Genomic DNA, 24,280 nt, shown 5'->3' with positions numbered 1-24,280 from the left:
CTTAACTATTAAAAATTAACAGTTGCTTTATTTCCTATTGGCTAGCATTATCAAGAAGTTAAAAAGAAAAGACCATGAAAACACTTGAACAAACCCAAAAGGTTTATAATGAAGATTATTTTAGGTACCAGCGGAAGATAGGAGAATTTGGAGGGTGGGCTAACAAAGATAAATTTCAAAAGTATATAACTTCAACTGATAAAGTTATAGACTTTGGATGTGGAGGAGGATATTTATTAAAGCAACTTAATTGCGGTGCAAAGATAGGAATTGAAGTAAATGAATCGGCACGTCAAGTGGCTAAACTAAACGGAATAAAAATAATTGGGTCTTACGAAGACGTACCAGATGAATGGGCAGATATTATAATTTCAAATCATGTACTTGAGCATACATCACGCCCATTAGATGAATTAATAGCTTTAAGGCAAAAGTTAAAGCCAGGTGGTAAAATAATATTTGTCGTACCCTCAGAAGGAGTATATCATAAATATAAAGCTAAAGACCTAAATCACCATTTGTATACTTGGAGTCCAATGTGTTTAGGTAATTTGTTTGAATCTGCGGGATATAATGTGCTGGAGTCAAAATCTTTATTTCATAGGTGGCCACCAAAGTATAGGTTAATAGCAAAGTTTGGGAAACCGGTTTTTAATACTTTTTGTAAGATTTATGGATATTTAACCGCTTCAAGTCTAGCTCAAAGTAGAGTTGTGGCTATCAAGACATAGTGTCTTGTCCTGCTCCCCTAAGCAGTGACCACTTCCTGATGGAATCTTATACTTTGTGACCTGCCCCCTTAAGCCGTAACCACTTCTTGGTGGAAGCAAGTACTTTGCTAATACATCTGAGTATTTCGGAGTAAACTGGTTCTGATTCACTCTCGGTGAAAAGGTGATATTTTCCCAAGTTCGAGGCATGGACTTGTCTCTGCTTCTGCCTGATCACTTTCAATTCACCGACCAGCACATCGGTGAAAGTACTATCCAGATTGGCCTGATAGCCACTCAGAACGTAGGCTGCTGTCCGGCATGCCAGACTCCCGCTAACCAGGTACACAGCTTCTACCAGCGAACCCTAACTGACTTGCCTATCTGCGGTAAAGCCGTTTCCCTGCGAGTTCATCTGCGAAAGTTCTTCTGTCGCAATAGCAACTGCACCCGTAAGATTTTCGCCCAGACCGCACCGGCCTACTTCTGTCCTTATGATCGTCGGCTAAACCGAGCCGAGCAGCCATTGCAGGCCATTGCCTTGCAAACCGGTGCTCGGCCGGCTGCCCGACTCTGTGCCCTAACGAGTCAGCCAGTTAACTACTCTACCTTATTGAGGATCAGCCATAAAACGGTTGTCCAAACTCAGCACATGCCGAAGCGCGTGGGGGTGGATACTTTTGCCTTTAGAAAAGGGCGACGCTACGGCGCCATTCTAATCGATTTGGATCGGCATCAACCGATCGATGTCTTACCAAACCGGGAAGGCAAGACTCTGGAAGATTGGCTTGGCCTTCATCCGGGCATTGAGTTAATCACACGAGATCGTTCGAGTGTATATGCCAATGCTATTACCACTGCTTGCCCCCAAGCTGTTCAGGTAGCCGACCGCTGGCATTTGTTGGCTAACCTTTCCGAAGTGATGGAACGCTTTCTGGACACCCAGGAGAGAACATCAACCAGTCAATCCTGGCAACTCTGCCAACACTTGATACGCCTAGGCCAGACCTGCCACTGACTGAAAAGCAGCTACCGCCCTCACTGACCTGGCACCATGACTTGTCAAAACTCATGACGACATGCCGAGTAGATCCAGCCTCCAAGCCTTATGGAAGGTATCATAAAGTCAAACAGCTTCAGGCAGAAGGCCATGGCATACGGGCGATTGCCCGGCATCTGGGCATCTCCCGCAATACGGTCAAACGCTATTGGCAGCAGGATAGCTTTATGCCCCGTCCAACGACAAAACGCTCGAACCTGTTCCTCTATGAGGGCTATCTGCACAGTCGATGGCTGGAGGGCCCAACCAATGTGAAAGAACAGTTAACGGAGATCAAAGCCTTTGGCTATAATGGTAGCTATACGATCTTGGCTAATTTTCTATCGACCTGGACTTGCAACAGTATAGTGGAGATTTTTTAGGCAGCCATTGAGGAAGTGTAAAAATAAGACTCCTGTTGACTGGGCGTCCGGTAATTCAGCACCGAATGTTTCCGTCGGCGGTTGTACCAACCCTCGATATACTCAAAGGTGGCCAACCGAGCTGCTGCCCGCGTCGCAAAATAAGTATAGTTTACCATCTCACACTTGAGTGTCTTGAAAAAGCTCTCGGCTACTGCGTTATCCCAGCAGTTTCCTTTGCGGCTCATACTTTGCTCAACCGGTAAGTTTTTTAGTTCATCCTTAAATTCCGTACAGGCGTATTGAATACCTCGGTCTGACCGGGCTGCCGGCGCAGTGAAATATAAGCCGACCGTCTATCGCTCTGTTTGTGAGAGCCATACGCCAAGCTGCCACACTTGTGTCTACCGCTTTGAGACTATCACTTAGGGCCCAACCAACCACTTTTCGGTCGGCCAGATCTAAAATCGCAGTCAGGTAAAGCCAACCCTGACCCGTAGCAATATAAGTAATGTCTGACACCCACTTTTGTCCTGGCTTATCGGCCGTGAACTCTCTGTTCAGTAGGTTTTTAGCTATTGGGTAGTCATGATTTGACTCAGTGGTCTGCACCCGGTACTTTTTATACATGATGCTGCGAATACCTACCTTCCGCATGAGTCTGGCTATGCGGTTACGGGAGGCTTTCACCCCCTGCTCGCGGAGCTCATCCGCAATCCGGGGGCTGCCGTAGCGAGATTTGCTTTTGGTATGCACTCGTCGGATGTGGTTCACCAATTGATTCTGACTCTGCTGTCTGGCCCCTACGGGATTCTTGCGCCAATAGTAATAACCACTGCTGCTTACATTCAGTACCTTACACATCTTCTCAACGGGAAATAGCTTAGCGTTTTCCTTTATAAATCGGAATATTTCCCGTCGCCCCTGGAGAAGATCCTGACTGCCTTTTTTAGTATATCGCGCTCCAGTTGTGCTTCTCGAAGCTCCCGTTGCAACCTTCTGATCTGTTGCTGCTCGTCCGTAAATGAGGTAGTGGCCGGCAGAGTCGGATCATTTTTTTTGTGCCGCTGCCTCCACTTTCTGATTCGCCCCGGATCAATGCCCAATTCGCGAGCGGCCTCTTGAATGGAGTCTTTGGCATACGATAACTCGACAGCCATTTCCTTGAAGGCTTCGTCATATGCACGTCGTTTAACCATGGTCAAATTGAAGTTTGCCCCCAAATCTGCTCAAAAAAAGTCTCCAGTCAAATGTAGCAAGTTCAACCAATCCTCGGTTAGAGCCAGAACCTGTATCGCCACCCGCCCGCAAAGCCAGCAGTTACAGCAGTCGTCGAATCAGTCGATTACTGAACCAAGTACCGGAAAACTGGTCAGCTGACGAACACGCTTTTCTGACTCACTTATTAGAGCAGCACGAATCGATTAGCCAGGTGCATGAATTAAGTGAGCAATTTCGGCAATTGATAAAGCTAAAGTCGGCGGATGGGTTAGCTAGGTGGTATGATGCGGCTGAACAAGTGTCGGCTTAGGCATGGTTTGTGCGGGGTCTTCGGCAGGATTATGCGGCTGTTGAGCAGGCGTTTATACGACCAGGAATAACGGGCAAACAGAAGGTCAGGTGAACCGCTTGTAACCGTGAAATGGCAGATGTACGGACGAGCAGGTTTCGACCTGTTACGCCGACGGGTACTATGCCGAAATTGCACTACTCACCGAAAGTGAATCAGAACCAGCATCTCCGAAATACACAATTTATAATCAGGTAAGGTTTTTTAGGGTTCTCCAAAGATTTGGAGAAAACATACGCAAATGAATTGTAAAAAAATGCTTAAGAGCTATGAAAAGACCAAAATGTTTTAATTCAAATCTAAAAAAGAAAAAGGGATGGCTATAGCCAAGAGGAGAATAAAGAATCTTTAACCTTTCATATAGATTTAGTTTAGGAGAACACCATTTCGGCGATGATGTATTACGCTCACAAAATCCAATGTATTTACGAGTAGTAATAATTTTCACTCCAAGTTTAAGAGCTCTTAGTCCATAATCAATGTCTCCAATAGCGTGTGGGTAAAAGGGATCTAAATTGCCAACTAAATGGAATACTCTTTTACTTATAAGAACACAGTTACCGTTAATAAAAGAACAATTTTGAAAAGAACCATTAGGAACAATATTATCACCAACAGAAGATCTTCCACCATATGAAAATGTTCCATCTACAGCTGAACAAAGCGCACCGCAGACGATCACAAATTGAGATTTAAAGTTCTCGCATTCAAGAAGCTCTTGCATTGCGAATGGCTCTAAAAATGAATCATCATTCAACCATAAAAAAAAATCATAATCTTTTAAGTTACTTGCATAAGACCAAGCTAAATGCATACCTCTATTCCAAAAAAGATTACCATTTCCTTTTATAACTATAACATTTGGAAAAATTAAGTTTACTGCTTCAGTTGTTCCATCGCTGCTAGCATCATCAACTAAATAAACGTCGAAAGAGAACTCTTTGATCAAAATGATTTGCTTAAAGAGCTGTTGAAGACATAAAAGTGTTTTTTCCTTTCTATTATGACAAGTTATTAGAACGGCAATTGCAAAAGGCATAAAATAAAGTATTATAATCGTGATTAATATAAAGGTGCATTGTTACGTACGGATTTGTCGTAATCTATTTTAGGGATAAAGTGATAACGTTTATCAAAAACACCTCTTATCCAAATAGTAATATCATTATCTGACATTGCCCTAAAGCGTACTGAATAGCACATGCCTATCATAATCCAAAGAAAAATATTAGAAAGGTCGAATAAACTGAAATCTTCGACCCACGCATAAGCCCAGCGAAATGTAACACAAAGCCCAATAATTTTAATGATGAAATTATTAGATTTATTAATTGCTAGATAAGAAGAGTGATAAAAAATAAAAAAGTAGAGTACCACGCCAATTACTCCAGTCCAAGTAAAAATATTTAAAATAGAAACTTCATTAGAGAATCGCTCCATCTTGCCAGTTTTTAACTCTTCCAATGCAATAGAACCAAAAGAAGCTGATTCATTCCCACGGGCAGGGGTTCTACCAAACCAATAGTAATCGTTTTTTAGAGCGGAACTTAAAACTTCGATATAAAGAAAAGTACGAGTATCAACTTTAAGGTTTTGTTCTACTTTTTCGCCAACTTCAATAGATGTAGTAGTAAACTCCTCACCTATATACTCGTCTATTTTGAAAACATTAAAGATTCCTGTTATTCCTGTATAAAAAAGGCATATCGGTAAAAGACATAAAAGTAACCGAATAAGTTCAAAAAATTTAACCGATAAAAATAGCCGAAAGTAATACAAAACTGAAAAAATAAATGGAACAATAAATTTGATTATATTACTTCTAGCTGCCAAATCACTTAACAAAACAAACAAACTAAAAGATATAATAAGAATTTTCCATTTGTTTTGAATAACAGGAAAAAATAAAAGCAAAAAGCTAATTGGCACTAAATAACGGCCTATAGCGTCTCCATAAATAAAAAAAGGTAAAAACAAGAAAAAACTTGGTAAAGCGAATTTTACCCAAGTTGCTAAGATAGTTTGAATAATTCTTTCATTACTAGACATATTGACTGCTAAAGGCAGCAAAAGAACCATTCCCATTCCAATAAGGTTTTTCCACTCCCAATAATTTTCAGCAACGAAAAGACCTCTAATAAGGCATATAGAAATCCAAAAAAGGTATAACTTTATTGTGAAGACATTTTTTCTTTTTTTATTTCCAAATATAGGATTCTTTATTTTAATAAAAATAAATAAAATTATTGCGTCCAATATCCACCAAAATGAAGTATTCCCTATAGGATATTTTGACCATTGGTTAATTGAATAAATCGAAATTAGCAATATAAAAAATGATAAAATTCTTAATAAACTCATAGCCTAGAAATTATTAAGGTGTTAAACTTTTAATCCTTTTTGCTGGATTTCCTGCCCAAACCTCATTATCTGGTATATCCTTAGTTACAACTGAGCAAGCACCTACAATAGAATTTTCCCCAATTGTAACACCTTTAAGAATCGTTGAGAACGCACCAATGAAGACATTGTCTTTAATGAAGACAGCGCGATTAGATTTATAATGATGATCAAGCTTTGAATCTTTTCGAATCGTTGGAGAGATTGCATGGAAATCAGTATCGAATATACGAACGCCACCACCAACTTTAACGAAGTTACCTAAAGTTATGTGATGATGGCATATAATAGAAGTTTGGCTAATACCTACATTATTACCAATCTTTAATTTTGCTCCTTTATCAACAAACAAAATGCAACGATTTGAACTACCAATAGGATTATTAATCAAACCATTATTCATTTTGAATCCACTGCCAATTTCACAATGGCCACCTAAAGCGATAGATACGAATGGAAGCCCTTTAGTTTTAAAATCTTGAAATTTAATATTTTGGCCATAGAAAACAATATAACAAAGAAGGTAGTCAATTACGTTTGTAATTCTACGAAAATAATTACGACAAAATTTGAAAAAGTAGACAAATATTATTCTTCGCATTAGATTATGTCGTTTATAAAAGGAGCCTTGCCTTTGCAAATTGCTAGTAAAATTTCTTTTTCTTTTTCTACATCTTCAGCCTTTTTTGTCCACCACTCTGTTTCCAAAAGAGCATTGCGTACTTCTTCTGGAAATCTATATTTAATAACCTTAGCAGGCACTCCACCTACGATTGAATAAGCAGGAACATCTTTGGTAACAACTGCTCCAGCAGCTATAACGGCTCCATGGTTAATCTTTACACCATCCATAACTATAGCCCGTGCACCAATCCACACGTCACTTCCTATAAAGATGTCTTTATATTCATGAAAGTTTATATTTTTTTCAATTACTTCTACCTTTAAAGTGTTCTTTACTTTATAGAAAACAGGAGAAGTAGAAAACAAACTTAAAGGATGTGCACCAAGGCCAATTATCACGTCATTAGAGATGGAGCAATAGTTTCCAATAGTTGTATTTTGGATTAAGGTATTTCTGCTAATATACGAGTAACAACCAACCTTACTATTGTTGATACAAGCTCCTGATAGAATATGAGAATGAATTCCAACTGTTGTTTCTGATGAAAAGCAACAATTAGGATCTATGATGGCAAATGGAAAACGGCGCCTATTTTCATAATCGCGGGCCATATCATTTGCTTTAAATAATATAGCTTTAATGAGTCCTAAAGGTGCATATGTGATCCTTGTTAATAGCTTTTTCATTGTTCTCTTTTATATCTACCAGTAACATGCGCCTTCAACAATATTGGCGTTTTGAGGTTTTTCATTCTCACCAGGGCGAACCCAATGCTCGTTAAACAAATTGACATATGGCCAAACAATAAATTTTTCCCAACGCTTTCCTTTTATTCCAAAAAGAAGTTGAGTTGCACCTGCAAGATGTACCGCTTTTTTTCCCATACGCTTTACGTGAGCCGCTAAAGGAAAGCCATATGCTCCGCATCCAATTATACAGATGTCATAATTTATATTATCAATTTGAAACTTCATCCACTTCAACGCATCAAACCAATCCTCAAATTCTGTACTTTCACCCGCAATACTTTGAACAGCTTTAACAGTGCTTAAGTTAAATTCTGGTAATAATTGATTAGAAAATAGGAACTCTCTCTTTTCGTATTGTAGCTTTATAGTTTCTGAAAAGGGGTGGACTACTAAAACGTTTTTACCTTCTAAAGCCTTTGTCCAAGGGTTAGGTGCAAAAAAAGGCTCAAGATCCTCTAAGACTACCTTCTTTGCATTTATAAGTCTATCTTCTAAATAAACTTCTTGATTTAACCAAGAGCCTAAAATATCAACTTCTTGAAGGTCATCTAGCATTAACTTACAAAATTCCTCAATTTTATTTTTTTGAGCGGGAAAAAAGCCACTCCACTTCTCCATTTGCTTAAGTGTTGAATCCTCCCACCACCATGGCAGTGAATTAGTCTTAACAAAGTCTATCCATTTTTTATTATTTTGCATTACTCCCAAATAATTTACTAGACATAGCATTTCTGTAGCTCCAATCCTACCAATCATACATGGTTCTTTGCTCATCAATCTTTGGAAAATAAGCTCATTTGAATAAAATTTATTTGAGAACATATGCCAATTTCTTCCACTTTTAACGGAATTATGGCTGAATTTAGAATATATCCCCCTTAAGGACTTTAATACTTTTATTGATATTTGGTCCATAAAATTCTATTGCTTGTTAATGCAAAGGCTAAAACTTCCATCCTCTTCTGCCAAAACCCAATCTTTAGTATTCGGATAACCATGCCAAAAGGTTATAGGACAAATTTTAATACTTCTATTCAGCAAAGCAGGTTTATACGAGAAGGAACTCCGGCTCGTTATCAATAGATCTGCATAAATCATATGTAGAAAGGACTGTTGATCATTCATGTTTAAGCAGAGATGGACGTTGCCAAATTCTTTAAAAGAACTAAACTCATCTTCTTTACCTTGTGAAAATAAGTAAACACTTACTAGTTTATCTTTGGGTATTATTTTTAATGCATTGAGTAGTACATTGTGATAATACTTATTGTCCAACCATCTCATGGTAAGATTATCATTTAGGTTTTCTTGACCAATAGCAATATCTCCCCTTCGTATATGAATTGCAATATTAAAGTTATCTTTAGAGTATATTAATTTATCTTGTTTTCTGGCTTCTGAGTTGTAGAACTTCTTTTGTAAATCGAAAATAACTCCATATTGATTATGATAAAATTGATCTTGTTCTGCAATAAACACAACTTTCTGGTCACTATAAGAACTTATAATTTTCTTTATTAATTCAATTTGGCTAAATCTATTCTCATCAAATAATGGGATACGTACCCTCCTATATCCTTGTTGTTTAACTAAGAAATCAACAGAAATTTCATTCTCATAAAAACCAAGAAAAGACTCCCACTTTTGGTTTGGAAAAGGAGTATGGGCAAAATTTAAATTAAAATAACGAGCAAACCAGTAACCTGCAATCCAGTTGGCGAGTTGATGGCCAATTCCTGCGTATTTATTCGGTATACAGGTGAAGTAATTACTTTCAGTACTTAACTTTTGAATTGGATTTGTCTTATAGTGCCAGAAAGATCTATAAAGCAAATGGTCGTAACCTTTTCTTCTAGATATAGTAACTATTCTTTGCCAAGATTTTATCTTTACCTTTTCTAAAGTTTTCTTTGCATTCATACAATGAAGCTCTTTACATGCATATTTCTTACTAAAAAACTTTTTGACTTTTATTTATCATTAAAAGCTCACTTTCTTATCCCATATCTGGTAAAAGAAGTTGAGTTTCACTAAACTTCTCCAACTCTCGGATACAAACGAATTCGCCACCTTAATTTTGTTAAAAGTATGCAAATAATTCCTATGTACCTTGCTCCTTTACTTTTATAAATATTTATTTCATGAGGTGAAAACATTCCTAATAATCCAGGATGTAGATTGTTTAAAAAATAGTATAATGATTCATAATTGTTTTTTCTCAATTCATTTATAAAGTAATGCCGTATCTCATATTTCATAAATATTTTACATGAGATATTCATTGGGCTACTTTTTAACCAATTCTTATATACATAATTAAAACGTTCTATTATATCTGATATAACTTTCTCAGATTCCGTACTTGTTGCTTGTCCTTTCACTCCATGATTATAAATACTCAAAGGTATACCACAATATACTACTGGTGTTTGTAAAGCTAGAGTAAAGAAGAAAGCAAAATCCTCATTTCTTTTCATTCCATTAGGAAAGCCACCTGCTTCTTTAAATTCTTTTTTTTTCACAACTGTTGCACTTGTATGTAAAAAAACATGTGGATTCTGGAAAAAGTCTATTTCTTTAATCATTCCAGTGTACCTTTTAGCAATTCTTACACTTGTTGATCCACCTTTGTGTTTACCATATCCCGCACAGCAAACCATACCTGCTTTAGGATACTCGCAGATTGCCTCTTTCATGATTTTAAGGTATTCTGGCTTCCATTCATCATCTCCATCTAAAAAGGCTATATATTCATATTTTGCCTTTTCAACACCTAAATTTCTTGCCGCGCTTACACCTAAGTTCTTTTGGTTTATAATCTTTATTCTTTGATCTTTTGTATATTTTTTGATTACTTCCACTCCTTCATCAGTCGATCCATCATCTACTATAACTACTTCGTAATTTTCATAAGTTTGTAAGAGCACGCTATCTAAAGTATCTTTAATTGTATGTGCCTTGTTATATAACGGTATTACTATTGTAAACATTTCTTTTTATTTTCAGCTCGTAAAAATTAAAATAATTTTCTTTTCTAAATTTATTTATACGTAGTTTAATAGCCCTTTTATTTTGGGACTTACTTCATATTTTATTCTACTTACAATCTCCAGTATTCTTTCCTTTTCCATTTTCGTAAAACCAATCATCCAAATAATAATTAATGATGAGATTGAACTTGTAAATAGAACTGCTAATAATCTTATGATACCTTCATTCATTAAAAATTTCGGCAGTATCGCTAAAATAAATATTATTCCCAACGCACTTATACAGCGTATTATAATTTCCTTTGCAAATTGATTTAAAGAAATTCCACAATACTTTTTTGTAAAGTATAGGATGTTTAAAGATGCTATAATTGAATAAAATATATAAATTATATATAAGCTATATACTTGGAATCCATATTTATATGAGTAAAAGCTTATTGGTAGAGGTAAAAGCGTTATGATTGCAGCTACGATTTGAAACATTTTTATTTTACCCACTGCAAATATACTAGATACTAATGGCATGAAAAGTTGCTCAATTAAGTTTCTAATTAATAATAATTGGCAAAATATTACTGCATAATTTGGAACAGATTTTAACCAAATTCTTAAAATGTACTCTGTTTCAACTAGGAATGGAACTAACATAAATGATAAAAGAAAAAACGAGATTTTACAACCCATATACGTAGCGTTGTGCAGTAAACTTCTATTTCCAGCACCTTCGCTTTTCATAATTGTAGGATTCAGCGCTTTTAGCATTGTCACTGAAAATACTCCAAGTTGCCCACTTACTTGACTTGCTATTCCTTGTGCTGCATTCACTTTTGGTGAAAAAAATAAGTTCATTACTATTCCTTGGCCATAGTTTGATATAATGCTTGTTGAAGAACCTAAAAAGGACCAACCTGCAAATGCCGCCATTTCTTTGAAAACTGTTAATCTGAAAAACGTTTTTACGTTCAAATTACACTCTGGGTAATTCATATGGCAATAAACCAACTTTACCATCATTATCACAAAAGACATCATTGCCATTAATGTTCCATAAATTATTAATTTATCGTATGTTGATACCATTAAATAAATCGCTATAATTAGTTTTAAAATTGATTCTATTATACCTACTATTGCAAAAACTAACATATTCTCTCTTGCATTTATTATAGCTTCATATGGAACTGATATTATTGTAAATGCTGTATTTAAAATAGATACAAAAAAAATAATTTTAGTAGCATCTACCCTTTCTTCAGGTATTTTAATAAAGTTTGAAAAAATAATGTTACTTATACTTTTTAAAAAGATTATTAGAAAAGCTGCTATTATTAAATGGAGAATTAAACTAACGTTAAAAATTATCTTCAAATCTTCTAATTCTTTTTTTCCTTGTGCAAATGATATAAACCTTTGAGTTGCTACTGCCATTCCAGAGTTTAGAAAAGCTAACATGGCTACAAACCCACCTATAAGGTTATATATTCCATAATCTTCTGTACCTAAGGCTTCTAATATTATCCTTGTTGAGTATAACGATATAAATATAGTTATTGCCATTCTGGCATATAATATACCTGTATTCGTTAAAACCCTTTTCGCTATGCTCATTCTTAATATTTTTTACCAAGCTTTATTATCACCTTTTAACATTTTTTCTAGTGTCCATCTACATACATTTAAATCTAATTTAAATGACTGTCGATTGATATACCAGATATCCAATTTAACTCGATGCTTCATATATAATAATTCTGATGTTTCACCTCTTAGCCCTCTTACTTGTGCTACTCCTGTAATGCCTGGTTTTACTTTGTATCTTTGTTCAAAATCTGGTATTGTTTGCCAGAATTCTTGGTCATGTTGTATAGCATGCGGCCTTGGTCCTACTATACTCATTTCTCCATACAAAACATTTAGAAACTGAGGCATTTCATCTAGATTGGTACGTCTTAGAAAACTTCCGAAGTCTGTCACTCTCACATCGTTTTTCGTCGCTTGTTTAAATTCAGCATTCGGATTGTGCTTCATTGTTCGAAATTTTAAACAATTAAATCTTCGCCTTCTGTGGCCTGTTCTTGGTTGAACATACAATATTGGGCCAGGCGAGTCTAATTTTATTATCAATCCAAAAAGAGGTATCATCCACGTCAAAAGAAATACGGTGATTACGCTTGATACTATTACGTCAAACAACCGCTTACTCCAGATTAATTCATTGGATAATTTAACGTCTTTGAGACTCTCCTTCCGATTAAATTCCTCACGGTACTTTATAATGTAAGATAACATTGCTTAAACTTTTAATATTAGTTTTGCAATACACTTATTTCGATATTTGTCTTTGTAAATTCACCTTTTTTTTAATAAAGATTTTTTTGATCCTACTTCTGGTCCATCATTATAGTAGCCATAATTAGAACTATAATAATATGAGTCTCCACCTCCTACTCCATTAAGAATTACAGTAAGTTTTTGAAATCGTTGTTCCTTATACAAAAGGTCAATCATTTTTAAACAATTTTTTGGAGTATGATCATGGCGAACCATAAAGAGCGTTGCATCTGCATATTTCGCAATCAACTGAGCATCTGTTACCAAACCAATTGGAGGGGAATCAATGATGACATATGCAAACCGCTCCCTCAATTCTGTAATTAATTTTTGTAACCGTGTGTTTGCCAACAGTTCTGCAGGATTTGGTGGTATCGGACCGCTTGTGATTATCCAATAATTATCATAACTACCCACTGGTTGAAGTATTTCATCTAAAGTGGCTTCACCAATTAAATAGTTGCTTATACCTAAATTATTGTGCATCCCCAATGAAGTATGCAATTTAGGTTTCCGTAAGTCCATCTCCAGTATAACTGTAGGCTGGTCTACAAGTGCCAAACTGGCTCCCAGGTTCATTGATAAGAATGACTTACCCTCTCCGGATATGCTTGACGTGAATAATAGTACCTGGCTTGTATCTTCATTACTGCGCAGGAACTGGAGATTGGTTCGTAATGTCCGGATTTGCTCTGCTATAACTGACCGACTGCGTGGCATAACAACCATGGCCTCTTTCGATTTATTCTCTACAATTTCTCCTAAAATTGGTACTTGCGTGACATCCTCCACATCTGAGCGTTGCAGCACTCTATTTTTTATGACATTTCGAAGCGTTAGCAACCCTATTGGAAAAAGTAGGCCGAATAATCCAAAAACGGCAAAAATGTTTCTCCTTACCGGTTTTATTGGCCCTATAGCCCGAGGTATATCAATGACCCGGCTGTCAGATACTGCGGATGCGTATGAAAGAGCGGTTTCCTCCCGCTTTTGTAGGAGATAAGTGTATAAATTGTTTTTGATTGACTGCTGACGGGTTATATCCAGCAGTGCTCTTTCCTTCTTTGGAATCGACCTGATTTGGCCCTCCAGATGGCGGCTGACGGCCGTAAGTTGCTGACGATTACTAGTCAGTACCTGCTTCATGGTTTGGATATTCTCGGATATACTTTTCTTTGTATTACTTATCTGTGTATCAAGAGATAGTAATATTGGGTTATTCTCATGGGTAGTACGGGCAAGCTGGCTCCGCTGTAATTCTAAATCAGTTAGTTTGGTCAATAAACCCAACAGCAGCGGATCACTAACACCTAAGGTAGCCGGAGTTATACCCTGTCCATCTCCCCGGCTATGGATGTATCGCTCAATATCACTGAGGGAGCTAAGCTGAATGTCCACCTCATTTAGTTTCTGGTCGTTTCGTTGAATTGTCTGCAGGAACGCATTGGACTGCTGACCTAAGTCTGAAATTCCTTCTCTGGATTTAAACAGTTCAACATCTTTTTCAACACTGGATAACTCGCCAGAAATTAGGCCTAATCGGTCTTCGATAAATTTTAGTGTGTTGGAGGCTACCCGATTTTTATCTACTACAGCCGCCTGATTGTATTCCTCTATGAGTTGATTCAACACGGCCTGTCCTTTTTCCGGCACTTCATCTTCCAGACTCAAAACTAAAACTGTTGCCGTTTTATTGGCGGGTTCTACATTCAACCGGCCAACATAGCTGTTTACCGCACTCGCTCTGGGCATAACCCAAATTTTAATTGGCTCTATTTTGGCGCTTATTGACTGGCGGGTAAATATCCGTAACTTACCATAAGGCGTTAGAATACTCTGGTTGACGGGATACGTTACATCATTTATTCGGATTGTATTAGTATTTGTAAATGATACTGTAAGCAGTGTAGAATATAGCGATGGCAGCGGCTTCTCTACTAGTAACCGAATTGGAGAGGCATCATAGATTTCCTGATCCCGAAAGCGAGTTGGCTGGTAATAATGTACATCTAACCCTAATCTATTCACCACTTTGTCCATAAGCGAGTAGGTTTTCAGCACTAGCACTTCATTTTCTACCACCTTTTTCGGTGCAAAGTTGTCCAGCTCTTCCATGACGCTCCGGCCGTACATACCTTTCATCTCATCTTTGATCAACAACTCCGCCTGCACTTTGTAAATGGGCGGCTGATACAAGAGGTAGACGTAGGCAGCCGTCAGCGCGGTAACCAGAGACAGCACAAACCATGGCCAATACTTCAGATACCGCATCACAATCGTCCGGACATTGATCGTATCATCCAGATCATAGACCTGATATTGGGTATAAGGGTAGTTGTTAGTAGACATACAGGTAAGCTGAAAAGGTGAACTAGTACAGCAACTATAGTTTAAGTTCTAAAAAACTCTGGTAGTAATGATGGCTATTATGGATAGGCCGCTCAGAACAATGGGAATTAATTGGTTAGTTCGGTCTGCATTTGCAGCCCTGGCTTTAGTAGGCTCCACGTACACGACATCATTGGGATGGAGGTAGAAAAACGGAGACCTGAAAACATCCCGCTGTGTAAGGTCGATCCTAGAAAAAATACGTTTACCATTTTCTTCCCGGATTACCATGACGTTGTCCCGCCGGCCAAAGATGGTAATATCACCGGCAAGACCTAAGGCTTCCGTTAACGTAATCTGCTCATTAGGAATGGAAAATAGCGCAGGCCGGGCTACTTCGCCTAAGACAGAAATTCGGAAACTAAGGTTGCGTACATTGACTGTTGGTTCTTTCAGGAAATTCTTCAATTTCTCTAATATCCGTTCGCTCGCTTCTGCCGTCGAAAAGCCTACTACCGATATTTTACCCATCAACGGTAATGTAATGTTGCCGGAAGGGTCTACTAAATAGCCGGTAGCACTGGGCAAAGGAGCGTTGCCTACACTAGATTGAGAGAGCCGTTCTGCACTGCCAATAGTGGAATAAGGATTAAAAAAGGCAGCAGCCTCAGGGTTCAAACTACTTACTTGCACGGATATAATATCACCTGCCTTTATTTTCGGTATATACGGGGAGGCAATAGCCAATGTATCCGTTGCACCCTGTGTACTCTGGAAGTATAAAAGTTGCTTAGTTGATACACAACTTGAGAGAAAAAAGGTTAACATCCACAATGCAGTACTCATTATGAGAAGCTGCCTTTGTTTTACCAAAGTAAAAATATTCATAAGTACAAGTTACTGATAGTAAACCCAACATTTTATCAAAAAGAAAGCTTGATAAAATATAGTTGACCCTTAATTGAAGTTACGTTGAGGTATTAGAATAATCCAAATAAAGCCTGCTTTATAACAGTAGGCTTTATATGTGTCTGATTATAGGGTAAATATATATATAACAGAGCAGTTTTAAATAAGGAAATTGAAAAATTTGGAGCCGAAGTAGAGTAAAGTTATAGGTTTACTTATAATCAGGTAGTTACTAAAGGTTAAAAAATGGTTAACAACTCATAAGCAACAATTTTGGCTATTTATCGTACTAACAAGATCCGGCCTGCTCTGCTAACTTTCGTTTGCTTATTGAAGAGGCAGTCTTCATACTCAAGTTTATACAGGTAAACTCCGTCTTCCGCAGGACTTCCTTTGTATTGACCATCCCAATTATTATTTAAGTCCTCGGTGATGAAAACAAGACTGCCCCAACGGTCGTAAACTTTAAAATTGGGGGATGACAGCCTTTGATGATGAATGTATAGCACATCGTTTACGCCGTCATTGTTAGGCGTAAATACATCCGGTACTTTAACATCAGCTACGCATTGCTTCAACTTTATATCATCTAAAGCAAAATCATTGCCTCTACCGCCTGCTACATTTGTAAGTAGACGAATGGTGATGCTATTTGATGGAGCAAAGAATGTAGTAGAGAATTGATGCCAAGTTGGAGTTGTTGTTGATATAATCTTGCCAGTATCAAAAGATTTTATTAGAACGCCATCCAATGTTTTTATTTCAATAGTAATTTCTGGTGGGGGCATATAGGGTTGGCTTAGATTTAAGAGCCAAAGTGAAAGCTCATTAAAATTATCAGGGCATAAACCTGTTACTGACTGCTTGTAAAACTCTCCTTTGTGATATCCACCATTAAAGAATAGCATATTGCCTCTTTGATCATTTGGAGTATGATCTTCTGGTAATACATGCCAATTATAACATACCTTGCTTGCTGAGTTAGCTATGCTATATTGCCCATCTAATGGGCAGCCTGAAACAAATGTATAATATGTGTTACCTTTAAAAGGCTCCATATCTCCACTTCCAAAAGTTTCATTAAGTATAACTACCTCTCGATTTTGGCAGAACTGTCCGAAGCAGGGAGGTATGGGCAGGTAAATTGATAAAAAGATTAGAGTGGTAATATACCTGCTCCTACCGAGCTCGGCTGCCTTTACTAGAAATAAATTATTGAACAAATCCATTAATATTCGACAGATGTATTGAACTTATCTATTCTGGTACAACTGATATTGATTACGCAGATACCCATGATGATACTGGCGAAGCAGGGCATCGAGCTGGTTACCTACGCGGTAAAGTAACTGCATATTATTACCCTGGCTATAGGCGTATTCCCAGCGAAACTCTTCGGTCGTACGAATTCGGGCTCTTTGCGTTTGAGCAATTCGGCCAGGTGGAATTGGTACGGCAAAATTAAAACCGGCATTGGTGCCGTCAGACATTTTAGAGACAAACAGCCCAATTTCTACATTGGTAAATTGCCGGATAAAGTCCAGCCGTATTCCGCGGTTTTGATACAAATACTGCCCTCCTGATAACTTGATGGTTATATCGCGCGACATAACCCGATAAGCTACATCCGCCAATAGCAGCAGTTGTTTCATCGGCTCATAATACAGCAGGAAGGTTTTCGGGTAGTAGTAGAAACCTGTGAGGCCGGTTTCCAACCCGAATGACCAGGGCCTGGTTAGATCAGTGTATCGGTACTGCGCATTGACGCCGTACTGATGACTGTAAAAAAGGCCCGCTGAAAGACTGAAATAGTTGCGATTATCTAAGGCCAAAAACTGATTTAAGTAAATGGGAGCAGGTCGAATGCTGCGTGGCTCATTATCTAGGCGGTTAACCAGGGGGAAGGTTACACCCCAGTTTAGCACTAGCCCTCGTCTTAAATAGAGTTGACTTTGTAAAAGTAGGTTGATCTTATGTTGAAAAGGCTGTTCCCGGAAGCCAAAGAATGCCATGTATTCCGGATGAAGGCGAAAATCGAATTTATATTGATTCCATCGGAGTGGATTAGCCCGATAATAAGCCTGTCGTTCGGATTTGGAGAGAATAGTAGTTCGGAATGAGGTTCCTAATTGATAACTGGCGATGGGTACACCCTGGTAAAGGGGTACGTACTCAGTACTGTCATTGGCGGATAAGGCTTGCTTTGCTTCCAGCAAGCCAAACAAAGGATTGCGGTATAGCCGCTGCTCATAGAAAACCTTGTTAGCTAACTGGTCAACAGAGATGTTTTCTAAATTTTTCAGTAGTTGAGCTCGCTGCCTTAGGCTTACTTCCTGCTGAGCTTGGCAGAAAAACCCGTTTAGAAGACTTCCAAGTAGAAGCCAGTAATTAGTTCGCTTCATCAGGAGTTGTAAGGCGTTTCGGCAGTCGCAGTAAAGAGAAAGTATACGAAGTACCAAGCGTAACCTGGTCGCCATTGAGTAAGCCAGCCTGCACAGTCCAGTCTTTAAAGAGGGTAACGTATACCCCAACATTCAGATGCTGAGAGTCCCACTCAGCCATAATACCTCCTTTTCGTTTATAATTTATATTGATACCGCCAAATGGACCGGCCAAGTAGTAGTAGGGTCTATCTCGCTTATTCCGAATTTTATAATCTGAGAAGATGTTAACACTTCCAAAATTTAGATCTTTATCGTCTCTATAGACATAATACGGACTACTGTACCCAGCAGTAATCTCCGCAGTTAAGGTTTCTGTCAATCTAACGTTTTTTGTTGCAGCCAGTGCATAAGTAACCAATGATTGGTCAATTCCAAATGGAGCAGACAGGATTAGGGCTATAGATGGACGTAAGACTTTCTCAGTAAGAAAGCTATACTTAACATCTAGCTGCCGATCACCAATACCTCTATCTTGAAAACGAATAGGGCCATTGGGCCGTAGAAGGTTAAAGTTTATTTCTAGCCTAGGTAATAATGCCAAATTGACAAAGTAAATATTTTCAGAATTACGGGTATTGAATCGGAAGGAGTAGTGGATAGGAACATGAGTAACTCCAACTGAAAATGTGCCATCGTCCAGAACTTTGGCCGAGGGTATGAAAATGAGACCTGGCTTGCCAGAGACGTTTACCTGTGCACGCAAGAAAGAGGGGTAACAAATGAACAGTATGATAATAAAAGCAGAAATAAATCTGTTTATTATACTTCTAGGTAGTCTGTGCATCACACGGTAATTCATATTAGGAATGCAAAGTTAACTATGGACGTTAAATCAACTTTGTCACAAAAAAACTCCAGAGTAATGGTTAATTTATAACCTTACTCTGGAGAAACCATATATAAGCAACAGAGATGCTATAAAATTATACTTAGTTTACTTTTCCCTGATTATGACAGCTTGTAAGATCGGCGTTTCTGAGGTTAGTTAATGAAGTCATTGCCGAATTGTAGTTTGATTGTACACTTGCAATATCGCTATCATATGTCTGTTTTGCTGCATTCCTGTAAGCAGTCCTTCGATCGCTAGTGTTACCCGCAAGACAAGCTACATATTCTTTATCATGCCATGTTGAAGCAGTTGCAACTGTAGGAGTTGCAGAAGACTTTTTATATTGAGCTATTTCAGAATTTTTAACTGTATTATACATTAAAATAAGTGCATTTCGTTCCTCCAGGTTAATCATTGTACTTGTTGAACTAGTAGGATAACTAGTATTATATAGTGTGTTTATAGCACTTACCGCAGCATCATAAGCGGTATAAGCATCCTTGATCAAACCAGTTGATGCATTGGCTGTTCCTCCATCAGTACCAAATTTAGTGCTAGCTACACCTTGACAAGTCGCGATATCAAAAGTTCCAGAAGCAGCTGCTGTACTTGTGTTGTACTTAGTCGTTATAGCGTTTATTTGCGCGTTATAAGAATTAGTTAAGCTTAGTGTTGCACTATTGTATGCGGTATTAACTGCTGCCTTACAATCGTTTTGTACTTGTGGAGATGGATATGACTGGGCTAGCTGCGCTGCTGATGGGGATGCTGCATTTGAAACTGTCGAGGTTGAACTCGCATAGGTAGTAAACTGCTCAGCAGTCAGTTCTTTCCCATTTATAAAATATTTTGGTAATGAGATAGCAGGTAAATACTGCTTCATTGAAGGATGATTAGCAATAGATTGAAGCTTAGCTTTAATGCTTGTGGGTAACTCTCTATTTCTATCTACATACTTAACTAGTTCAGCGGCCTCAGCTTCAGTTACAATAGAATTCATAGCGGCTAATGCTTGTTTAACTGTTGACGGCATTTGCCCGGTTTTAATCATTTCCTGTAAACCGGTAGTAACAGCAACTAATTGAATTGATCTTTGCATGTTTCCTTCTGTAATCTCGACAGAAGGTGTAGACGGTTCAATCTCCGCTAATTTTACCTTTGATACATAATCAAACTTTTTCGCATAGGGCGAGACTCGTTCAGCATCTTGGGTGGTACAGTTATAAAGAATTGTACCAAGTAGCAGGCAGGAGGCCCAAAATTTGTTACTTTCAGTGAGGAATTTCATAAGGTAATGTAGTATAGTAAATGGTCGGTAAGATGCTTGATTAAACGTGAAAAGTATTTGAGTAATAGAATATTTGGGTTGGCTACGAATTAATTCGTTTTAGCCAGTAAGTATCAATTATAATTGCTATTCGTAACGATGAGTGATGCGAAACCTGTAGAACGTACGAGGACTAAAAGTGGAGTTAAGATTAGCATTAACGGAGGAAGTAGATTTCCCTGGCGTTTTTTACTAACTCTTCTTTCAAGTGTACGGTGATTACAAGCATCAGCTTGATTTATTGATAGCAATTATACATGTTACAAGAATTCGTTACTAAAAATCAGTGTATTAAATTTTGCATGTAACGATTATTTTAAAAAAAGTTATATATATTAATTGATAAGTCATATTGTTAAAGCTTAACTTCTGGAATCTCGACTAAAGCAAGTTACAAATTCCGGTTAAGAAAGAGAAGGTGGAGGCTTTACCGTTTCCAGGGCAATTTTCAAGTAGAGCTTAAGAATGCGTAAATGAACCTGGATACTGCTGGAGTTCAGTTGCAGAGCCTCTAACACCTGAGAATGGGTACTCTTATAACTACGGGTAAGGCGCCAGACCTCCCTGGCCGCCCGGATGCCGTAAATGGCCCAGAATAATCTTGCCTGCTGCATCACCTGCTTCTTCTTGTCTTCCGGTACATACTGCTCAATAAATTGCATAACCGTGCGAATATCCCGCAGCGCCTGCCCTGTAAGCAGTTTATCACTGGAGATGGAGCCGAAATGGTTACGATACTCAGCCAATATATCTGGAGTATAGATTACAGGATAATCGCGGGCGATGCGTACCCACATCTCCCAGTCTTCGCCATACGTTACGCCGTAAAAACCACCCAACCGCTCATAAACCGACCGCTTCACCACCATATTTACGTACTGAAGGCGATTCTTATGAGCAATGCGCAACAGCCAGTTATCCAGCAGGCCCTCTTTTTCCATCTCCGTATCCCGGATAGAGGTACGTTTGCCCCGCATGTCAATGTATTGATACCGGCAAAACGCGGCTCCCGCTTCCGGAAACTGGTCAAATAATTCAGTAAACTTGAGATAAAAGCCTTTTAGCACCCGATCGTCGCCATGCAGCAGGTGCACTAGGTGACCGCGAGCGCGGTTAAGGCAGGTTTCAAAATTACGCAGGCTACCTACATTCTCCCGCTGCCGATGGTAGGTTACCCTACCTTTGCCGATCTGCTTTACCAGGGCTTCTACATCCGTATCTGTGCTGGCATCATCAATTACCTCAATCTGCATCCGGTCTGCCCCCAGGTCCTGAGCCAATACGGATTCCAATGTTTCGATCAGGTAATCGGAACAGTTGTAGGCCGGTATCATAACAGACCAGAGTGGCCGGTTAGACTGGTCTTCCAAAGCAGGAATCTCAGGGGGAGAAGTCGGTATTCTACTCATGCTGATAGGCTAATGGGCAAAATTAGGGGTAAATTTCCTGAATTCCGGTTACATGGGATAGGTGAAAAGATTAATTATGAATTAAAATTAGTGGTGTGTTCCATATAATTGGCCTCTTCCGTTAGCGTATAGGCCTTTTGGATCACTTTATACATCCAGGTGCCGGCTTGAAACAGATAGATGACAATGTGTCCGGCAAAAGAGCCTATAATAAGGGAGACAATTGTGCCAAAAACATAAATGGGGTAGTTGAGCCAATTTGTGGCAGACCAGGTCTGGGAAAAGAGCCAGTATAAACAAAGGCCTGTCAGTAAAATTGTAACACAAATTACAGTGGTAAATCTCAAAAACTTCATAGTAAAGTTTTCCAATATGTTTGATATTCAGTTACGGTTTAAGCCAGGCAAATATGAAAGCTACAATAAGTTCTAACTTCCAAGTATAAACTATGTGCCTATCAGTTTACAAATATTTGAAAAATTCTGATACTAAGGTAGTCCTGCTGAGTCTTTTTATTTTTCGGTAGTATACTTAAAATAATTCATCATATATTTATATTTGTTAAAATAACAAAAAAGACGCTATCTGTTTATCAGATAGCGTCTTATATAAAAATGAGGTAAGTTGTTCCGGTGACTATATGCAGTAAGCCGGTTCAATGCAGGTCTTGCTGGGCCCGCTGGGATTTTTTGTGGAGGTCAATACGGTACCAGATCAAGAGCGCCACATGCCCAACTAAACTCCCTACCACAATGACTGCGATCGGGGTGATAACGCTCAATGTTAGTTTACCCCAAAAAACCAGATCCCATTCGTGGTTAAGTATCCAGTCATACGTAAAGTATCCTGCCAGGAGGGTAACCGAGAGAACCAGTAGATATCGTGTTGTATGATTCATAACGTCTTGAAAAAATAACACATTGTGCTAGAATCAGAACGCTTAATTTACGTATATAGTTTATAACCAATATAGTTTATAACCAAAAAGAATCACATTATAAAATACAAAAATTATACCCAACGGGATGGCTATCAAGTGTAACGGATTGCCTTGCTAACCAGCAAGGGCGCGTTTCATAAAGGGTCTCCCCATTTTGTAGTAGTATCATAGACCACCTTGCCAAATCGGTTTTCTTCAACAAACCAACAGGCAAGGCAACCAACTGTTAGCCTACCATGATCCTCCTGCACATTAACATGGCTTATATCGGTAATTTTAATCCACCCAGTATGACTTGTTCTGGTTGTATCATCAGCAGTCTTAACGGCATCAGCATCGATAAAATCTGGTGACTTATAGTTTGGAGCTAATTTATAAGCAACGGGTTCTGTGCCCAAATGATGGTTGAATACAATGACCCATACACTTTTTGAGGAATAATTACGGATTTGTCCATTCACCTTGATCAGCTCTCTCAACTTAGGCAATACATATGAAGGACGACCCAGTGAAGAGACAAGTAGTAAGATTGCTATGGCAATAATGGCGAGTCCTATGTATTTGTTAGCCATAGGTCTTTTGATAAAATTATAATGAAACTACTATGCTATATGCAAGATAACCAAAAATCAGGAGCTCTATAGTGCCACCCCCCACTTCGGGCTATAATCATAGGTAATCATGTTGAACACCCGTTCTTCATCCGGAGAGCAGGTAAAGCAGTTAATTTTCAAGGCATTCTTTGTGTCATAGACATCTGCCCTCGAGATATCCCGGATTCTCACCCAGTCGGAATATCCCTCAATCGGAGTTCCATCAACGGCTCTGACAGCATCTACATCGATGACAGCAGGGGATTGTTGGTTGGGAGCTAACAAATGGGCTTTCAACGATCTCTTCTGTGAAACAACTACCCAAAGCACTTTAGACGAATGGTTACGGATACGCCCATTCATCTTAAATCTCTTCTGCAACGGAGCTATGATAGCTTTTTCGTTTAAATGCTGACAGCTTAAGGATATAAATACTAGGGTTGTAGAAGCTATGAAAACAAAGATCTTGGTTTTTAAAAGCATAATAAATCTCAAATTTTTGCGAAGTAGATCACAAATAATCTTTTCAAAACCTGAAAAGGAGCCTGGTTAAATATAGACACACCAAAATTGCCGATAGATAGGGTTTATGTATAACGTCCTCAAAAGCTGATAAACTTAAAAACTGGTATTCTGCACATTAGTATCGTTTTAGTATTACTCACTGGCTTTGGTGTTAGGAAAACTAGTGAGTAAGAGGCAACCCGTTGTAATCATGACTT

At 38.3% G+C, this 24,280-nt stretch carries 23 protein-coding genes and 1 pseudogene; 3 read left to right on the top strand and 21 right to left on the bottom strand.

Annotated features, from left to right (window positions below; all coding sequences use genetic code 11):
• Positions 1-74 precede the first annotated feature (74 nt).
• The 3 genes from ABD949_RS16210 (at position 75) to ABD949_RS16200 (ending at position 2,132) form a co-directional block, all read left to right on the top strand.
• On the top strand, positions 75-731 hold the full coding sequence (locus ABD949_RS16210; protein WP_345244897.1) for a class I SAM-dependent methyltransferase: 657 nt from the start codon (positions 75-77) through the stop codon (positions 729-731).
• Between the two features lie 187 nt (positions 732-918).
• Positions 919-1,728: an ISL3 family transposase gene (locus ABD949_RS16205; RefSeq protein ID WP_345244896.1), complete on the top strand. Its 810-nt coding sequence runs from the start codon at positions 919-921 to the stop codon at positions 1,726-1,728.
• Positions 1,729-1,781: 53 nt separating this feature from the next.
• The gene (locus tag ABD949_RS16200) at positions 1,782-2,132 is read left to right on the top strand and encodes a helix-turn-helix domain-containing protein (RefSeq protein ID WP_345244895.1); all 351 of its coding nucleotides are present in this window, start codon (positions 1,782-1,784) and stop codon (positions 2,130-2,132) included.
• Here ABD949_RS16200 and ABD949_RS30815 read toward each other — a convergent pair.
• The 21 genes and pseudogenes from ABD949_RS30815 to ABD949_RS16100 form a co-directional block, all read right to left on the bottom strand.
• Positions 2,129-2,359, bottom strand: a complete 231-nt coding sequence (locus tag ABD949_RS30815) for an integrase core domain-containing protein (protein ID WP_425576761.1) — start codon at positions 2,357-2,359, stop codon at positions 2,129-2,131. The genes ABD949_RS16200 and ABD949_RS30815 overlap by 4 nt on opposite strands.
• A 34-nt stretch (positions 2,360-2,393) precedes the next feature.
• Complete coding sequence (locus ABD949_RS16195; RefSeq protein ID WP_345244914.1) at positions 2,394-3,011, bottom strand: IS3 family transposase; 618 nt, start codon at positions 3,009-3,011, stop codon at positions 2,394-2,396.
• On the bottom strand, positions 3,008-3,310 hold the full coding sequence (locus ABD949_RS16190; RefSeq protein ID WP_345244894.1) for a transposase: 303 nt from the start codon (positions 3,308-3,310) through the stop codon (positions 3,008-3,010). The genes ABD949_RS16195 and ABD949_RS16190 overlap by 4 nt, the downstream gene beginning before the upstream one ends.
• A gap of 561 nt (positions 3,311-3,871) precedes the next feature.
• Complete coding sequence (locus tag ABD949_RS16185; protein ID WP_345244893.1) at positions 3,872-4,720, bottom strand: glycosyltransferase family 2 protein; 849 nt, start codon at positions 4,718-4,720, stop codon at positions 3,872-3,874.
• 23 nt (positions 4,721-4,743) lie between these two features.
• Positions 4,744-6,042, bottom strand: a complete 1,299-nt coding sequence (locus ABD949_RS16180) for a hypothetical protein (protein ID WP_345244892.1) — start codon at positions 6,040-6,042, stop codon at positions 4,744-4,746.
• A gap of 13 nt (positions 6,043-6,055) precedes the next feature.
• Positions 6,056-6,682 (bottom strand): acyltransferase, encoded by a 627-nt coding sequence (locus ABD949_RS16175; RefSeq protein WP_345244891.1) that lies wholly within the window; start codon positions 6,680-6,682, stop codon positions 6,056-6,058.
• 130 nt (positions 6,683-6,812) lie between these two features.
• A pseudogene (locus ABD949_RS30810) lies at positions 6,813-6,981 on the bottom strand (DapH/DapD/GlmU-related protein); the annotation flags it as partial.
• A gap of 426 nt (positions 6,982-7,407) precedes the next feature.
• Positions 7,408-8,370, bottom strand: a complete 963-nt coding sequence (locus ABD949_RS16165; protein WP_345244889.1) for a hypothetical protein — start codon at positions 8,368-8,370, stop codon at positions 7,408-7,410.
• A gap of 6 nt (positions 8,371-8,376) precedes the next feature.
• Positions 8,377-9,375, bottom strand: coding sequence for a hypothetical protein (locus ABD949_RS16160; protein WP_345244888.1), 999 nt, complete (start codon positions 9,373-9,375; stop codon positions 8,377-8,379).
• 110 nt (positions 9,376-9,485) lie between these two features.
• Positions 9,486-10,445, bottom strand: a complete 960-nt coding sequence (locus ABD949_RS16155) for a glycosyltransferase family 2 protein (RefSeq protein ID WP_345244887.1) — start codon at positions 10,443-10,445, stop codon at positions 9,486-9,488.
• Between the two features lie 54 nt (positions 10,446-10,499).
• On the bottom strand, positions 10,500-12,056 hold the full coding sequence (locus ABD949_RS16150) for a lipopolysaccharide biosynthesis protein (protein WP_345244886.1): 1,557 nt from the start codon (positions 12,054-12,056) through the stop codon (positions 10,500-10,502).
• 12 nt (positions 12,057-12,068) lie between these two features.
• Complete coding sequence (locus ABD949_RS16145) at positions 12,069-12,737, bottom strand: sugar transferase (RefSeq protein ID WP_345244885.1); 669 nt, start codon at positions 12,735-12,737, stop codon at positions 12,069-12,071.
• Positions 12,738-12,797: 60 nt separating this feature from the next.
• The gene (locus ABD949_RS16140) at positions 12,798-15,128 is read right to left on the bottom strand and encodes a GumC family protein (protein WP_345244884.1); all 2,331 of its coding nucleotides are present in this window, start codon (positions 15,126-15,128) and stop codon (positions 12,798-12,800) included.
• 48 nt (positions 15,129-15,176) lie between these two features.
• On the bottom strand, positions 15,177-15,995 hold the full coding sequence (locus tag ABD949_RS16135; RefSeq protein ID WP_345244883.1) for a polysaccharide biosynthesis/export family protein: 819 nt from the start codon (positions 15,993-15,995) through the stop codon (positions 15,177-15,179).
• Positions 15,996-16,297: 302 nt separating this feature from the next.
• On the bottom strand, positions 16,298-17,074 hold the full coding sequence (locus ABD949_RS16130; protein ID WP_345244882.1) for a T9SS type B sorting domain-containing protein: 777 nt from the start codon (positions 17,072-17,074) through the stop codon (positions 16,298-16,300).
• 195 nt (positions 17,075-17,269) lie between these two features.
• The gene (locus ABD949_RS16125; protein WP_345244881.1) at positions 17,270-18,418 is read right to left on the bottom strand and encodes a YjbH domain-containing protein; all 1,149 of its coding nucleotides are present in this window, start codon (positions 18,416-18,418) and stop codon (positions 17,270-17,272) included.
• Positions 18,405-19,163, bottom strand: a complete 759-nt coding sequence (locus ABD949_RS16120; protein ID WP_345244880.1) for a YjbH domain-containing protein — start codon at positions 19,161-19,163, stop codon at positions 18,405-18,407. The genes ABD949_RS16125 and ABD949_RS16120 overlap by 14 nt, the downstream gene beginning before the upstream one ends.
• Positions 19,164-19,389: 226 nt before the next feature.
• Positions 19,390-20,577 carry a hypothetical protein gene (locus tag ABD949_RS16115; protein ID WP_345244879.1) on the bottom strand — a complete coding sequence of 396 codons (1,188 nt, stop codon included), beginning with the start codon at positions 20,575-20,577 and terminating at the stop codon, positions 19,390-19,392.
• A 443-nt stretch (positions 20,578-21,020) separates the two neighbouring features.
• Complete coding sequence (locus tag ABD949_RS16110; protein WP_345244878.1) at positions 21,021-22,025, bottom strand: glycosyltransferase family 2 protein; 1,005 nt, start codon at positions 22,023-22,025, stop codon at positions 21,021-21,023.
• 1,074 nt (positions 22,026-23,099) lie between these two features.
• Entirely contained in the window at positions 23,100-23,537 is a 438-nt protein-coding gene (locus ABD949_RS16105; RefSeq protein ID WP_345244877.1) for a hypothetical protein, read from the bottom strand.
• A 66-nt stretch (positions 23,538-23,603) separates the two neighbouring features.
• Positions 23,604-24,041 (bottom strand): hypothetical protein, encoded by a 438-nt coding sequence (locus ABD949_RS16100; RefSeq protein ID WP_345244876.1) that lies wholly within the window; start codon positions 24,039-24,041, stop codon positions 23,604-23,606.
• Positions 24,042-24,280: the final 239 nt, after the last annotated feature.

Source organism: Nibrella saemangeumensis (genome assembly GCF_039541915.1).
In the GTDB taxonomy this organism is placed as follows: Bacteria; Bacteroidota; Bacteroidia; order Cytophagales; family Spirosomataceae; genus Nibrella; species Nibrella saemangeumensis.
The sequence above is the reverse complement of the archived record's forward strand: the minus strand, read 5'-3'. Positions and strand labels throughout refer to the sequence as shown.